A 15,228-nucleotide genomic window follows, 5' to 3' on the forward strand; every position below is an offset into this window, starting at 1 on the left:
GCAGAACAAACAGTAGAACAAACAGCAGGCCAAACAAATAAAAGCAATCAATCGACAATACGGCAGACAACAAGCCCGACAACAAAACCAGCTAACAAAGTTATGCCCTTTAGCTGGTTTTGTTGTCATTTTCCTTGCTGTCTTTTATTTTTCGCTGCTTTTTACCTTTTCTGTCATTGATTTAGTTTATATCTGTTTTCTGCTTCTTTACTCACCATGTTTTGCCAGCAAAAGCGCTCCACGCCAATCAACCATTACGCTGCCCAAAATACAAGCTTCTCATCCATCCCCATATCCCCAATCCGTTACTCCACAGAGCCTCATATATTTTGCCGAAGGTCATAGAATGCGATGGAATATATAGAAGTTGATAGGGGCACATAGAAACAGTTAACAAAAACATTTGCGGCATTTTAATCCCCGTTAAAAAGGCTGCCATCCATCAGGATGACAGCGAAATTAATACCCCTTATTTCATTACCCTGAATATCAGCCCCTGCAAATAATCCTCTGCACATAAAGCTATTAGCTACTGCCGGTTCAGCTTCCAGGCCCCCACAAGCTTCTTCAGATAATCCATATAACCTGCCTCCCGTATGCTCCCGTTGGTCAGCACATTAACCTCTCCCAGTTTTTTGCCTCCCAGGGAGTACTCCAGCACACCTGCCTTCTGCCCCGGTTCCACCGGAGCGGGTACGGATTCCAAAAGCACCAGCTTTTTCTCAATAGCTCCCAAATCCTCCCCTTTAAGGCTCAGATAGGAAAATGTTCCCTCATAGGTAAGCCCTACCTCATCCTCCACGCCGCCGGTAACCGGCATCTGGGGAAGCGGCAGATGTTCCTTGTCTTCATAGAGCTTGCAGTTTGCATATCCATAGTTGAGAAGGGTCTGGGCGTCTGCAAACCTGGCCTTAAAATCCGGCGCAGCCATGATGGCGGCAATCAGGCGCACCCCGTCCTTTTCCGCTGTGGCAGACAGGCAGTATTTTGCAATGGAGGTGGAACCTGTCTTAAGGCCTGTGACCGTAAAATTAGTTGCCATCTTGAGCAGCTTATTTGTATTGGACAGGCCGAATTCCTTGGTTCCCTGCTTTGTGACATGCGTTATATTCTCCATCCATATGGTGGAATAATTATGTATCTGAGGATATTTATTAATCAGCTCGCGGCTCATGATGGCGATGTCCCTGGCCGTAGTGTAATGGTCCGGGGATTCCGTAAGTCCGCAGCAATCCACGAAATGGGTGTTGGACATGCCAAGGCCGGCTGCCCTTTCATTCATCATCCGTACAAACTCATCCTCGCTGCCTGCTATGTACTCCGCCATGGCCACAGACGCGTCATTGCCGGATGCAATGACAATGCATTTAATCAAGGTTTCCACGGTCTGTTTCTCGCCTTCCTCCAGGAACACCTGGGAACCTCCCATGGATTTGGCGTGGGCGCTGGTAACTACCTCGTCCGTCAGCTGGATCTTTCCGGACTGAAGGGCATCAAAAATCAATATCAGCGTCATAACCTTGGTAACACTGGCCGGGCTTCGCTTTTCATCTGCATCCTTTTCATAGATTACCTGTCCGGTAGATGCTTCCATGAGAATGGCCGATGGAGCGGCTATCTGGACAGCTGCCTGACTCTGGTCCGCAGGCGCTGCCTGGGCATCTCCCGCCGTCTGAACATCTCCCGCGGCCCGCGCGTCCCCCGCCGTCTGCACATCTACCGCCTGCGCGTTTCCCGACACCCGAACATCTCCTGCGGCCCGCGCGTCTCCCGCCGTCTGCACATCTACCGCCTGCGCGTCCCCCGACGCCCGAACATCTCCCGCGGCCCGCGCATCTCCCGCCGTCTGCACATCTACCGTCTGCGCACTTTCCGCCGCCTGTACATCCTCCCCTGTCCATCCATCTTCCTGTCCATAGAGGCTGCTCCCTGATACCCCCGCTCCCACGGGGATGGCGATTGCCGGTTCCTGGCCCAGGGCGGCAATCCCGGGATAGGAGGCCAGTATTGCCGCCGAGCATAATATCGCTGCAATCCGTCTCATATTTTCCTCCAATAAAATCATCTGCTACTAATTGTATGGGAGTGGACAGACAGCTTATGCCCGCAAAGCCTTGATTTTTACCGCAAAAAAATGCAGCAGGCCGTGATTGTCTCCCGGCTCCTGCTGCATATACCCCTTTATCTTCTTACCTTATTATATTTATACTTCCTTCAGGGCCTGTCTTAAGTCCTCTGCCATCTTCTCGTACTCAGCGTCTGTGAGCATGGTCCTTCCGCTGTTCATCTCAAAGGTGCCGCCCCATTCTTCACCGCCTTTATATTTGGGGACAATGTGGAAATGCAGGTGATGTCCTGTATCGCCGTAAGCGCCGTAGTTTACCTTGTCCGGCTGGAATACCTTATGTACGGCGCGGGCCACCTGGGCTACCTCTGCAAAGAAATCATTCCTCTCCTCGTCGGTCAGGTCAATGAGCTCGCTGACATGCTTCCTATGCGCCAGAACAACCCTTCCCTTCTTGCTCTGCTCCTTAAATACATAGAGAAAGCCTGTCTTCATCTCACACACAGGATAACCGAACTTAGCCACCAGTTCGCCCTGCATACAATATGCGCAATTAGGATCCTTTACCATATCTTCCATGTTCCTGTTCTCCTTTATGTTTATTCATACCAACTTAAACATACCACGGAACAAGTTGAATTTCAATTCCAATATTTGTTTTTTCTTTCATAGTACCCACTTCATGGAATCTATGCTATAATAGGTAGGCAAGTACCAGTTACAGGAGAAATTTTATGAGCAGAGCAGATTTCAGACGCCGGCAGTCCCGCAGGCGCAGGCAGAAGCTTGCACGGATGTCACGGCATCTTCCTACATTTATTTTATTATTAGCAATCACTGTACTGGTAGGGGGCGGCATTTTCGCCCTCTACCGGTTTGTTTTAGCGAAACAGCCGGACGGAACGGTCCAGGTCATAGCCTCATCAGGGAACGGCTCCCCTAATCCGGACGGGGGCAGCAATTCCGACCGCTATCCCGACAGCGGTTCCGGCCCCGCTTCCGGCGGCGACTCATCAAACCAGCCTTTTGCCGAAGTTCCCCAGGACGACATTTCCCGGCTCATAGCCCAGGCTGACCGTATCGCCATGGGGTATGATTATGATAAGGCGGCAGAGCTTATCAACTCCAGCGGCCTGGACCTTAAGGACTCCCGCATGAAGGAGGCGCTGGCACGGTATGAATCACAGAAGGCCGCCCTGGTTCCAGCCGATATGAACGCTGTCACCCACATTTTTTTCCACTCCCTTATCATGGATACCTCCAAGGCTTTTGACGGGGACTCGGACAGCGCCAACTATAATTCAGTCATGACCACCAAGGACGAATTTCTTAAGATACTGGAGGATATGTACCAGAAGGGCTATGTGCTGGTCCGCATCCACGATGTGGCCTATGAGGAACCTGATGAAAATGGAAACGTGCGTTTTGTAAAGGGAAGCGTCATGCTCCCGGAGGGAAAGAAGCCTTTTGTCATGTCCCAGGACGATGTCTGCTACTATCCCTACATGGACGGGGACGGGTTTGCCAAACGGGTCGTGATTGGCGAGGACGGAAAGCCCACCTGTGAGATGGTCATGGACGACGGTACCACCTCCACGGGTTCCTATGATTTGATTCCGCTTTTGGAGGATTTTATACAGGAACACCCTGACTTTTCCTACAAAGGGGCAAGGGCCATTATCGCGTTTACCGGCTATGAAGGCATACTGGGGTACAGAACCGCCTCCTCTTACCAGGACAGCCCCACCTATGAGGCTGACCGTGAGCAGGCAGCCAGAGTGGCCCAGTGTCTGAAGGATAACGGCTGGGAGCTGGCATCCCACAGCTGGGGCCATCTCCACCTGGGGGTGGCGGATGATCCGGAGGCCGGATTTGCCATTGACGAGGAACGGTTCCGGGCTGATACGGACAAATGGGAGGCTGAGGTGGAATCCCTCATCGGGCCCACTGATATCATCCTTTATCCTTACGGCAACGACATTGCAGACTGGCGCCCCTACCATCAGGACAATCCCCGCTTTGCCTATCTGGAATCCAAGGGATTCCGCTATTTCTGCAATGTGGATGCCAGCAAGCCCTACTGGACGCAGATGGGAACAAACTACTTCCGCATGGCCAGAAGGAACCTGGACGGCTACCGGCTGTATGAGGACCTCATCCAGACAGATCCGTCCAAGAAACGACTGACTGATCTGTTTGACGCAGCCCAGGTATTTGATTCGGCCAGACCCACGCCAGTAAGCTGGAGTTACCAGAAGTAGGGAGGGGGGCACGCTCATATTGTTATCATGCAGGCTTCCTGCCGCTATCATGCGGCAGGGGCCTGTTTTCTTTTTCCTGCTCCGGGCGAACGGTTTCCCGTTGTCTACATATAATAAATCAAGGAATTGATTTCTAATTGAAAGGAGCTTCTTCATGATTCCCAAACTGGAAGTAAACGGGGTCAGCTATTCCTACCATTCGTTAGATGGTGAGACGCTGGCCCTTGACCATATATCATTTGATGTGTCACCCGGGGAATTCCTGGCTATCGTGGGACCTTCCGGATGCGGCAAGTCCACCCTTCTGTCCATGCTGTGCGGACTGACAAAGCCTGAGGGCGGCACCATCACCATAGACGGCGTCCCCCTGACCAAATCTCCTTCTGCCATTGGATACATGCTGCAGAAGGATCATTTATTTGAATGGAGAAATATTTTCTCCAATATATCCCTTGGCCTTGAAATTCAAAAGCGGTTGGACGAACCTGCCAGGCAGGAACTGCTGGAAATGATGGCAGCCTACGGTCTGGCAGGCTTTGAATATGCCAAACCTTCGGAGCTGTCCGGCGGTATGCGCCAGAGAGCGGCCCTTATACGGACCCTGGCCCTTAAGCCGGACCTTCTTCTCCTGGACGAACCATTTTCAGCCCTGGATTACCAGACCCGGCTGTCTGTGTGCGACGACATCAGCTCCATCATACGCCAGACACACAAGACCGCCATACTGGTAACCCATGACCTGTCTGAGGCCATCAGTGTGGCTGACCGCATTCTGGTTCTGTCTCCCCGTCCCGGCCGGGTCAAAAAAATCCTGTCCATTGATTTTCCGGAAAATTGCACCCGCTCCCTGGACCGCAGGAACTGCCCGGAATTTTCCACTTACTTTAATATGGTATGGAAGGAGCTGAAGACTTATGAATAGAGATAAACAGCCTGTATCAGCCTGCAATATGTCCGTGGCCCAGCAGGAATATGTGGCCCGTGAAATACGGCGCCACCGCCAGGTGACCATATGCCGCGTCATGCTGCTGGTCCTTCTCCTGGCTCTGTGGGAGCTGGCGGCCGACATGCACTGGATTGACAGCTTTATTTTCAGCTCCCCTGTGATGATTGCCAAATGCCTGGTTTCCATGGCAAAGGACGGAAGCCTGTTCCTCCACACAGGGGTCACCCTTATGGAAACCCTTATCAGCTTTGCCGTTTGCACCATCTTCGGCCTGGCATGCGCCCTGCTTCTGTGGTCCAGCAAAAGCGTGGCCCAGGTGCTGGAGCCCTTTCTTGTCCTGTTAAACAGCCTCCCTAAATCCGCCCTGGCCCCCCTTTTGATTGTTTGGCTGGGCAATAACATGCGGACCATTGTGGTGGCTGCCGTGTCCGTGGCTGTATTTGGATCCATTCTAACCTTATACACCGGATTTTCCCAGATGGATACGGAGCAAATCAAGTTGATTTATTCCCTGGGAGGCGGAAGGAAGGATGTGCTCTTAAAGGTTCTGCTGCCCGGTTCCCTGCCCCTGGTCATCAGCAATATGAAAGTAAACATCGGGCTGTGTCTGGTGGGTGTGATTATAGGCGAATTCCTGAGCGCAAAAGCAGGCCTGGGATATCTGATCACCTATGGCTCCCAGACCTTTGCCATGACCATGGTGGTGACCTCCATTGTGATCCTCTGCATTGTGTCAGGGGTGCTGTACCAGATTATCGCCTATGCGGAGCTGAAGATTAAAAAGAGACAGTGAGTTAAAACTGTCTCTGGCCTGACAATATAAGGGACAGGAGGAATGACAAACCCTCCTGTCCCTTATATCCTGATTTTATCACAGGCACACTATCCTTTGTTCCAAACAGCCTATCCAGCGTTCTCTGCTGCAAACTGGCTGTTATACAGGGCTGCATAGTAACCGCCCTTTGCCAAAAGCTCCCTGTGGTTTCCCACTTCCTTGATATCCCCATGTTCCATGTACACAATCAGTTCCGCATCCTTTATCGTGGATAAGCGGTGGGCGATGACAAAGCTGGTCCGGCCCTCCATCAGTTTATTCATGGCCTTCTGGATTGCCACCTCGGTTCTTGTATCCACGGATGAGGTTGCCTCGTCCAGAATCAGGATTTCCGGGTCTGACAGGAAGGCCCTGGCAATGGTCAGGAGCTGGCGCTGGCCCTGGGCGATATTGGAAGCCCCCTCATGAAGCTCCATGTCGTAGCCTCCCGGCATAGACATGATGAATCCATTGGCGTGGGCTGCCCTGGCAGCGTCTGTCACCTCCTGGTCAGTGGCATCCAGCCTTCCGTAGCGGATGTTCTCTTTTATGGTACCTGCGAACAGCCATGTATCCTGCAGCACCATGCCTATCATGGAGCGCAGGGCCTCCCGTTTCATATCCCGCACATCCACGCCGTCAATGGTAATGCTCCCTCCGTTTACATCGTAAAAACGCAGAATCAGATTGACCAGCGTTGTCTTTCCAGCTCCGGTGGGTCCCACAATGGCAATCTTGTCGCCTGCGTGTACATGCAGGTCCAAATCATGAATCAGGGTCCGATCCTCTGTGTAACCGAACCGCACATGGCTGAAATCCACATTTCCTTCCCGGCTTTCGGGGAATTGCGGCTTCTCTGCTTCCGGCACCTCCTCCTCGGCATCCAGGAACTCAAATACCCTTTGGGCCGCAGCCATGGTGGCCTGCATGATGTTGGCAATGTTGGATACCTGGTTGATGGGCTGGGAGAACTGGCGCAGATACTGGATAAAGGACTGTATCATACCGATGCTCAGCCTGCCGTTGATGCAGAGCCATCCGCTGACAACCGCCACCCCCACATAACCGATGTTGGTCAGTGCCTGTGTTAAGGGCATGATGATGCTGGAAGAAAACTGCGCTCTCCAGCCATTGTTGTAGAGACGGTTGTTTATGTCCTCAAAATTCCCGATGACGTCCTCCTCCTTTCCGAAGGCGGCAATCACGTTCTGTCCGTTGTACATCTCCTCCACATACCCGGTAAGATCCCCCAGCGCGGACTGCTGCCCCTGGAAATACCGCTGGGAATGTTTTACCACCTTCATGCTCACCAGGCCGCAAACCGGGATAACACAAATGCCGATCAGTGTCAGCACCGGGCTGACCACCAGCATCATTACGAATATAAATACCATGGTACAGACGGCTGTGATAACCTGGCTGATGCTCTGCTGAAGGGAGGTATCTATGGTGTCCACATCATTGGTGACGCGGCTCAGCACATCTCCGAATGTATTGCTGTCAAAATAGGCCAGAGGCAGACGGCGGATTTTCTTGTCTACTGCCATGCGCAGATCATGCATTGTGCGCTCCGCCACTCCTGCCACAATGTACTGGCCGGAATAGTTGAACAGAAAGGCCAGTACATACACACAGCCCAATTGTATCAGAACAGTGATGAACGTTCTAAATCCCTGGAGGACCCCGGCGCTGTCCACGGCCACGGCCACCAGCGCATCCATGGCCCTGCCAAGGGTATATGGCCCCTGGGTGGTAAACACGGCTCCCATCACAAGGCAGGCCACCATGAGAATGATTCTGATTCGGTATGGTTTCATAAAACGGAACAGACGGCCCATGGTGCCCTTGGTATTGATTTTCTTATCTGCTGCCCTCACATTCATTTGCTTCATGCACTCATCTCCTCCTCTGACAACTGGCTCCGGACGATTTCCTGGTAGGTGCCGCAGGTATTTAAAAGCTCCCTGTGGGTACCAATTCCCATGACCTTCCCTTCATCCATCACTATAATCCGGTCCGCATTCATGATAGTGCTGACACGCTGTGCTACGATTACCACAGTGGCATTCCCCGTCTCTTTGGACAATGCCTGGCGCAGAGCGGAATCCGTTTTGAAATCCAGGGCGGAAAAACTGTCGTCAAACACATATATCTCCGGCTTCCTGACAATGGCCCTGGCAATTGCCAGGCGCTGCCTCTGACCGCCTGAGACATTGCTTCCGCCCTGGGAAATGGATGAGTCAAATCCGTCCGGTTTATCTTCGATGAAATCCGTGGATTGTGCAATGGCGGCCGCTTCCTTCACCCGCTCATCGCTGGCCGAATCATCCCCAAAACGGATATTTTCCATGATGGTGCCCTTAAACAGCAGGGCTTTCTGGGGCACATAACCGATTTTCCGGCGCAGGGTCCTCCTGTCATAATCCTTTACATTGACTCCGTCCACCAGGACCTCGCCCTCCTGGACATCATAAAAGCGGGGAATCAATCCCACCAGCGCCGTCTTTCCGCTTCCTGTACTTCCGATGATAGCCGTGGTCTCTCCCGGCTTAGCCTCAAAGCTGACATGGCTGACAGCGGGCTCTTTTGCCCCCGGAAAATAGAAGCTTACATCGCGGAAGGTGAGATATCCCCTCTGCCCGTCTGACAGCTTGGGAACCGCCGGATCCCCGATGGAATTTTCAGTATCCAGCACCTCACATATACGGTCCGCTGAAGCAGCACATCTGGGATACATGACGAAAATCATGGAAAGCATGGTGACAGACATCATGATCTGCATGACATACTGGATGATTGCCAGGATATCTCCCGGCATCACAGGCTCCGTGCCGATTCCCTGGCCCGCGCGCCAGAGAAGCCCCACCACGGTCAGGTTTAATATCAGTATCAGGGACGGTCCCAACAGCGACATGGCATGCATCATTTTCATGGCATTGTTCATCAGGTCCTTGTTGGCGCCGTCAAACCGCTTTTCTTCGTAATCCTCTGTCCCAAATGCCCGGATAACCCGGATGCCGGAAAGCTTTTCCCGCATAATCAGGTTGATTCGGTCAATTCTTGTCTGCATCTTTCTGGAAAGCGGCATGGCTCTCCTGCCAATCAGGCTGATAATCAGCACCATCACCGGCATGGACACCACAAGTATGCTTGACATTTTCGGATTTTTGCTGTAAGCCAGCATGATGCCCACCACGCACATGATAGGCGCTGTCAGAATAACGCGCAGAAACATGACCATGAAATTCTGTACCTGGGTAATGTCGTTGTTGGTGCGCGTAATCAAAGACGCGGTTGAAAATGTGTCGATCTCGGCCTGGGAGAAATATTCCACCTTTGTAAAAATCCTGCTCCTCACATTCCGTCCTAAACCCAACGCGATTCTGGAGGCAAAAAAGCCTGTGGTAATATTACATACCATTCCCAGAATAGCGATTCCCAGCATAATAACGCCGGTGTGAAGAATGTAATTCATATCCTTATCCGCGATTCCCCTGTTGATAATATCTGACAGATAGGTGGGAAGCCCCAGCGTGGCTCCTACTCCGGCCGCCACACTGACCAGCACGCATAGAAGTTCCGGCCGGAACGCGTTCAGCTCCGCAAATATTTTTTTCATGTTGTGCCTCCTTGTTCTTGCAAAATAAAAACATCCGGAAAAGCTGTTCAGCTCTGCAAATACTTTTCCAGACATTTTAACCCTTTTAAAATAGTCTCCAAATCTTCTTTGCTCATAGTATCCTTCTCAGAATGACTGCCCATCTGCTCTATCATGCCCTGCACCAACGACCGCCCTTTTTCCGTAAGGGCCACATTTATAAAACGGGCGTCTTTGTCATTCTTTACCATTGTAATATGACCAGCCCGTTCCAGACGCCGGCAGAACATGGAGCAGTTTCCTTTTGTAACATGGAGACTCCTGCTCAGCTGAGTCAGGTTTACCTGTCCGTCCGCCAGAAAGAGATGGTTGAGCACCCTTCCCTGTTCCGGGGTAATGCCGAAGGGCCTGCACTTTTCCTCCACACATTCCCGGACTAGCCAGTTCACCTTGCGAAGCTCCTGAAACCACTGGTCCTTAAAATTAATAAACGCCATAAGGAACCTTCCTCCCGATTCTCTTAATTTTTGTACTTCCCCAGATAGTTTACATATAAACTATTATAGGATATCATTACAGCCGTTAAAAATAAAGAGCATTTTTATTAAATAAATATAAAAATTCAATAAATTGACGGGACTTACCTTACATTTTTTGAAGTTGACTGCATAATTATTCTCCCGGCAGAGAAACATTTTAGAGGAAAAAATTCAAGAGGAAACTCCAAAAAAATTTCAGGCCGCCGATACCTCTCATCAAGATATCAGCGGCCTGTTTTCCGGCTCTTATTCCATCTGTTTTGTTATCTGTTTTTTTATCTGCTTTATTATCTGTTTTGTTATATGTTTTGTTATCTGTTTTACTATTTACTTTATTATCTGCTTCACGGTCTGCTTTGCTTGTCTGTTCTGTTATTTTTTCTGCCTGCATCACACTTTGATCCGCTCCGCAACCTCATTTCCGATTGCAAGGCGCATATTGTTCATTCCGATTATCATGCTGTCCCTTCCGTGCTGGAACACATTGATGGTACTTCCCTCCCTGATGTCATGCTGATGCATAAACTCCATGACCTGGGGATTGCCGAACATCCATTTAATCGTACAGACAGCTCCTGCCTTAACCTCTGATAATGACTGCATAACCACACCTCCGTTGCCTTTTCGTTCATACCCGGTATGAGCAGGGGGTCCCTTTTTCATGCCGGCCCTTCTGTTTAATTATATTGTAAACATCCTTAAGGCTGTTAGTCAACGGCAATGTGGGTTAGGCATTTTTAATCTTTTTTATTTTTTGATGTTTAGTCCTCCGGGTCCGTAAATCCCATCAGCCTGCACACGATGAAGCCGGCTGCATAGGATGCGAACAGACCTACGAAATACAGCGGGAATCTGGTGGTAATGAACGCCAGGGGGATTCCTGACAGCTCAGGAACCTTGGCCGCCACCTTCATCACAGCCATAATACTTCCTCCGATTCCTCCTCCGATACAGGAAGCTATAAACGGCTTTCCAAGGGGAATGGTACAGCCCCACATCAGAGGTTCCCCTATGCCCAGCATACCCACGGGAAGCGCATTCTTAATGGTCTTTTTCAGTCTCTGGTTCTTTGTCTTTAAATATACGTAAAACGCAGCTCCCACCTGTCCCGCTCCGGCCATACAGGTAACAGGCAGCAGATAGGTGACGCCGAAATCCGCTATAAGCTGGGTGTTGACTGCTATCAGCCCATGGTGCATTCCCGTCATTACCAGAGGCAGATAGATGGCTGAGGCCAGACCGGCCAGCACAGGCACCTTATAGATGATAAAGCTGACAAAGGCTCCTATGGTCTCCGATATGAAACCGCCTATGGGCTGGAATACCATCAGGCCCACAAAGGTCATGACACAGACCGTAATCAGCGGCCGCAGGAACATGTCCAGGAAATCCGGTATGACTTTTTGAAGCTGTTTCTCCAGCAGCACTGCCACATAGGCAATGATCAGTACAGATATCACGCCGCCCCGCCCGGGTGTAATGGACACATGGAACAGTTGTACCCCTGCCAGGGATGAACTGTTCAGTATGGAGGCCAGAACAGCACCGATAATGGGACTTCCGCCGAATTCCTTGGATGTATTATAGCCTACGATGATGGGCAGGATGGTAAAGACTGAGTAGGCCAGCGCGCTCATGATCTTGCCGAAATCCGTATCCTGAAAGCCCGGGAAAAATACATAGGATGATTCATAGACAGCAACCACCAGTCCGCAGGCTATGAATGCGGGGATAATGGGAATGAAAATATTAGCTATCTTTTTCAGCATGTTCTTGTAGGGGACATTGTTCTTAGCCCTGTTTTCCTCTTTCAGGAGAACGGCCTCGTCCACCTCTTCACTTTTAATTTGGGTCATATCGCTCATAAGCTGGGCCACTGCCGCCGCAGTGCCGGGCCCCAGCACCACCTGGACATGGCTGCCCTCCTCAATGACCCCCAGTACGCCCTCCAGCTTCTTAAGCTCCTCCCGTTTTATATTTCCCGGATCCTTTACAGTCAGCCTGACCCGGGTATAGCAGTTTGCTATGGTCCTGATATTGGATTCGCCCACCAAATTACAGATTGATTGTGCCAGCTCTTTCTTTGTCATAAGATACCTTCCCCTTTCTTATCTCTTGCCTGTCATACCGTCTTTTTTAGTATCGCCCACTCCTGTACCGCTGAAAAACCTGCCTTCTCATAAATCCTTCTGGCAAAATTGGTTTCCGTCACAAAAATCGTCATGTACTCCGCCCCCATGTTCTTAAGCTCCTGACACAGGCTGAAGAACAGTACATTGCCGATTCCCCTTCCCCCGTCAGCCGGGTCCACTGCCAGTGCCGAAAAGAAACCCCGCCCGTTTTTCTCCGGATACACGGTTCCGGCTGTGCCCATCACCCTGCCGTCCCTGTCCTCCACTATGAGAATCTTCTTATGTTCCCGGATTCCGTCCCGGAATTTTTTCAGGAACGACTGGTCCTTCAGACGTTCAAACATTTCCTCATATCCGAAATTCCCGGCACTGTCAAACCAGGCAACTCTGATTCCCTCCGACTCCAGCTCCATGATGTGTTTCTGTACATCTGCCGGAATGTAAAATTTTTCCAATTCCAGGTAATAAGAAATCTCTTTTTGAACCAGCTCATACCCCCTTCTCTGAAAAAATATATATCCCGGGGAATCTGTCCTGATTCCCGGCGCCTTATTGTGCTCATGGCCCTCCCGGTCTATGTACCAGGACATTTTAATAGGGCATTTGTGGCTGATTCTTATTTCATGTTTTCCCTGGCCCTTCAGAAATGCTTCCGCTTTTTCCAAAAGGCTGCTCCCCACACCTCTGCCTTCATATTCCTCTTTTACCACCAGAAGGAATATATAGCCCGGCGTATTGTCCCGGTTTTGTCCCGGCAGGAATTCCTTCTGGCTGATTGCCGCTGCAAACCCTGCCAGGCTGCCGGAATCCGTAAAGGCCAGAATGCATCCCTCGGGGTCAAAATCCGCTTTATCCAAAAGCTCTGCCTTCCATTCTTCCGGTGAATCATAGGCCTTATACCGGATACGCACTGCTTCCTCTTTCCACAGCTGCACCATCTGCGGCAGCATGGTTTCCTTATACGTCCTGTATTGCATTACGAACATACCCCCCAGCTCGATTTAATCTTGTCTTTGCGGATTTTGCGCTGCACTGCAGCAGAATCATGGTGATTGCCAGCTTTACGCTTCCCTCCGCCTCCTCCAGACTGTCCCTGGCTTCTTCCCTGGTGCATCCCGTGGCTGTCATGACAATATTTTCCGCCCTAGTTATCAGCTTCATATTTGTCTGCACAACATCCACCATCAGGTTCTGGTAAACCTTGCCGATACCCACCATGCTTCCTGTGGATATCATATTCAGAACCATCTTCTGGACAGTTCCGGCCTTCAGCCTGGTGGAACCCGTAAGGACCTCGGGTCCCGGTACCGGTTCAATGGCAAGGTCTGCCTCCTTTCCTATCTCAGAATCACGGTTGCAGGACACGGCCACTGTTCTGCATCCAATCTTTTTGGCATACCTGAGGCCGTATATCACATAAGGCGTCCTTCCGCTGGCAGCCAGCCCGATGACGATATCTGCCGGGGACAGATGAATCTCTTTCAGGTCTTCCTCCCCCATGGTCTGACTGTCCTCTGCTCCCTCCACTGCCCTGACAAAGGCAGGGGTGCCGCCCGCCATCAGGCCCACCACCACGTCCGGCGACACCCCGAAGGTGGGAGGACATTCCACCGCATCCAGCACTCCCAGCCTTCCGCTGGTACCTGCTCCTATATAGATGATCCTTCCCTTTTGTTTCAGACTGTCCGTACACCAGGCAATGGCCTGGGCAATCTGGGGCAGAACCTCCCCTATTGCCTCCACTGCCTTCCCGTCCTCCCGGTTCATAACGGTAACAATTTCCAGGGGCGTCATCTGGTCCAGCCCCATGGTCTCCTTATTCCTGCTTTCTGTTACCAACACTGACAAATCTATCATGGTGTTTCCTCCCCTTACAATGCGTTTTGGTTTTCCTCCGGTCCCTCGGATTTAGCTATATGGGTCTTTCTGAACTGCTCCATACACTCGTCATACCGCTTGTGCACATAGGCCGTATACAAAATATCTATCATGTTCAGCTGGGATATTCTGGATGACATGGCCCCGCTCCTGAATATCAGTTCCGTTGCAGCCACTGCCAGGTTATAATCAGCCAGACGGACCAGGGGCGACTGCTCAAACCTGGATATGGTGATGACCGGCGCCTCCCTCAGCCTGGCCTCCCTGGCACATGTTATCATTTCCTCAGTAAGACCGGAATAGCTGACGATCAGGGCCAGGTCGCAGCTTCGGATGTTTCTGGCCTGCAGGAGCTGGGCATGCCAGTCATCGCAAATCACACATGCCTTGTTGACCCTGAGAAGCTTCAGATACATGTCCCTGGCCACCAGCAGGGAAGAACCAATTCCGAACAGATACACGGTCTGGCTCCTGTCCAGCAGCTCCACACATTGATTCAGGATATCCAGGTCCACAAGCTTCCTGGTATTGTCAAGAGACACTATGTTCTTATAGGTCACCTTGTTCACCAGTTCCTCCAGGCTGTCGTCCTTTTTTATCTCCTGCTCCATGGGCCGCGTACTCTCCCTGCGCAGGGCTGACTCATATAACAGGGATTTCTGCAGCTCCTTATAACCGTCAAACCCCATCTTCCTGCACAGGCGGACAATGGTTGCCGCTGAGGAAAATGTTTTATCTGCCAGCTGCTTTATACTGTATCCTGCGGCTTCCTCTGGATTTTCCCTTAAAAATCTGAGGACCCCCTTCTCAGCCCCGCTGGCCTGCGCTGAATATTCCTGTATCCTGACAAGTACACTTTTCATATTGGTTCCTTCCTATGACTTTATATTACTCTTTTAAACACTTTTGTCAATATTATCTGATTTTAATGAAAAAATGTTTCATATTTTGATTTTTTCGCCTTTTATTGCGCGTAAATACTGAAAAGCCGCCGC

The 15,228-nt window shown here is 50.9% G+C and carries 14 protein-coding genes; 3 read left to right on the plus strand and 11 right to left on the minus strand.

The features are described 5' to 3' along the window. Positions 1–529: 529 nt before the first annotated feature. Both LI015_RS16705 and LI015_RS16710 read right to left on the minus strand, forming a co-directional pair. Positions 530–2,044, minus strand: a complete 1,515-nt coding sequence (locus LI015_RS16705; RefSeq protein WP_227125719.1) for a D-alanyl-D-alanine carboxypeptidase family protein — start codon at positions 2,042–2,044, stop codon at positions 530–532. 159 nt (positions 2,045–2,203) lie between these two features. Further along, positions 2,204–2,644 (minus strand): HIT family protein, encoded by a 441-nt coding sequence (locus LI015_RS16710; protein ID WP_002565885.1) that lies wholly within the window; start codon positions 2,642–2,644, stop codon positions 2,204–2,206. A gap of 155 nt (positions 2,645–2,799) precedes the next feature. On the opposite strand from LI015_RS16710, the gene LI015_RS16715 reads away from it, so the two are divergent. From LI015_RS16715 to LI015_RS16725, 3 genes are all read left to right on the plus strand, one after another. Beyond that, on the plus strand, positions 2,800–4,326 hold the full coding sequence (locus LI015_RS16715; RefSeq protein ID WP_227125721.1) for a polysaccharide deacetylase: 1,527 nt from the start codon (positions 2,800–2,802) through the stop codon (positions 4,324–4,326). Positions 4,327–4,480: 154 nt separating this feature from the next. Next, positions 4,481–5,248: an ABC transporter ATP-binding protein gene (locus LI015_RS16720; protein ID WP_227125723.1), complete on the plus strand. Its 768-nt coding sequence runs from the start codon at positions 4,481–4,483 to the stop codon at positions 5,246–5,248. Beyond that, positions 5,241–6,065 carry an ABC transporter permease gene (locus tag LI015_RS16725; RefSeq protein ID WP_002565882.1) on the plus strand — a complete coding sequence of 275 codons (825 nt, stop codon included), beginning with the start codon at positions 5,241–5,243 and terminating at the stop codon, positions 6,063–6,065. The genes LI015_RS16720 and LI015_RS16725 overlap by 8 nt, the downstream gene beginning before the upstream one ends. A gap of 110 nt (positions 6,066–6,175) precedes the next feature. Here LI015_RS16725 and LI015_RS16730 read toward each other — a convergent pair whose 3' ends face one another. The 9 genes from LI015_RS16730 to LI015_RS16770 all read right to left on the minus strand — a co-directional run bounded on the left by LI015_RS16730 (position 6,176) and on the right by LI015_RS16770 (position 15,096). Next, a complete protein-coding gene (locus LI015_RS16730; protein ID WP_227125725.1) occupies positions 6,176–7,978 on the minus strand; it encodes an ABC transporter ATP-binding protein in 1,803 nt (600 codons plus the stop codon). Next, positions 7,975–9,705, minus strand: coding sequence for an ABC transporter ATP-binding protein (locus tag LI015_RS16735; protein ID WP_002571614.1), 1,731 nt, complete (start codon positions 9,703–9,705; stop codon positions 7,975–7,977). Before LI015_RS16735 ends, LI015_RS16730 begins: the two co-directional genes overlap by 4 nt. 47 nt (positions 9,706–9,752) lie before the next feature. Beyond that, positions 9,753–10,181, minus strand: a complete 429-nt coding sequence (locus LI015_RS16740) for a MarR family winged helix-turn-helix transcriptional regulator (protein ID WP_002571615.1) — start codon at positions 10,179–10,181, stop codon at positions 9,753–9,755. A 199-nt stretch (positions 10,182–10,380) separates the two neighbouring features. Further along, positions 10,381–10,614 (minus strand): hypothetical protein, encoded by a 234-nt coding sequence (locus LI015_RS16745; RefSeq protein WP_227125741.1) that lies wholly within the window; start codon positions 10,612–10,614, stop codon positions 10,381–10,383. After that, on the minus strand, positions 10,614–10,826 hold the full coding sequence (locus LI015_RS16750; protein ID WP_021893973.1) for a FeoA family protein: 213 nt from the start codon (positions 10,824–10,826) through the stop codon (positions 10,614–10,616). The genes LI015_RS16745 and LI015_RS16750 overlap by 1 nt, the downstream gene beginning before the upstream one ends. 158 nt (positions 10,827–10,984) lie before the next feature. Further along, positions 10,985–12,313, minus strand: a complete 1,329-nt coding sequence (locus LI015_RS16755) for a PTS transporter subunit EIIC (RefSeq protein WP_002565875.1) — start codon at positions 12,311–12,313, stop codon at positions 10,985–10,987. A 32-nt stretch (positions 12,314–12,345) separates the two neighbouring features. Further along, complete coding sequence (locus LI015_RS16760) at positions 12,346–13,332, minus strand: GNAT family N-acetyltransferase (protein ID WP_227125727.1); 987 nt, start codon at positions 13,330–13,332, stop codon at positions 12,346–12,348. Continuing rightward, the gene (murQ, locus tag LI015_RS16765; RefSeq protein WP_227125729.1) at positions 13,313–14,212 is read right to left on the minus strand and encodes an N-acetylmuramic acid 6-phosphate etherase; all 900 of its coding nucleotides are present in this window, start codon (positions 14,210–14,212) and stop codon (positions 13,313–13,315) included. The genes LI015_RS16760 and murQ overlap by 20 nt, the downstream gene beginning before the upstream one ends. Positions 14,213–14,226: 14 nt before the next feature. Continuing rightward, complete coding sequence (locus tag LI015_RS16770; RefSeq protein ID WP_002565872.1) at positions 14,227–15,096, minus strand: MurR/RpiR family transcriptional regulator; 870 nt, start codon at positions 15,094–15,096, stop codon at positions 14,227–14,229. Positions 15,097–15,228 lie beyond the last annotated feature (132 nt).

Origin of the sequence: Enterocloster sp. 210928-DFI.2.20, from assembly GCF_020554465.1 — a bacterium.
Classification (GTDB): domain Bacteria; phylum Bacillota; class Clostridia; order Lachnospirales; family Lachnospiraceae; genus Enterocloster; species Enterocloster bolteae.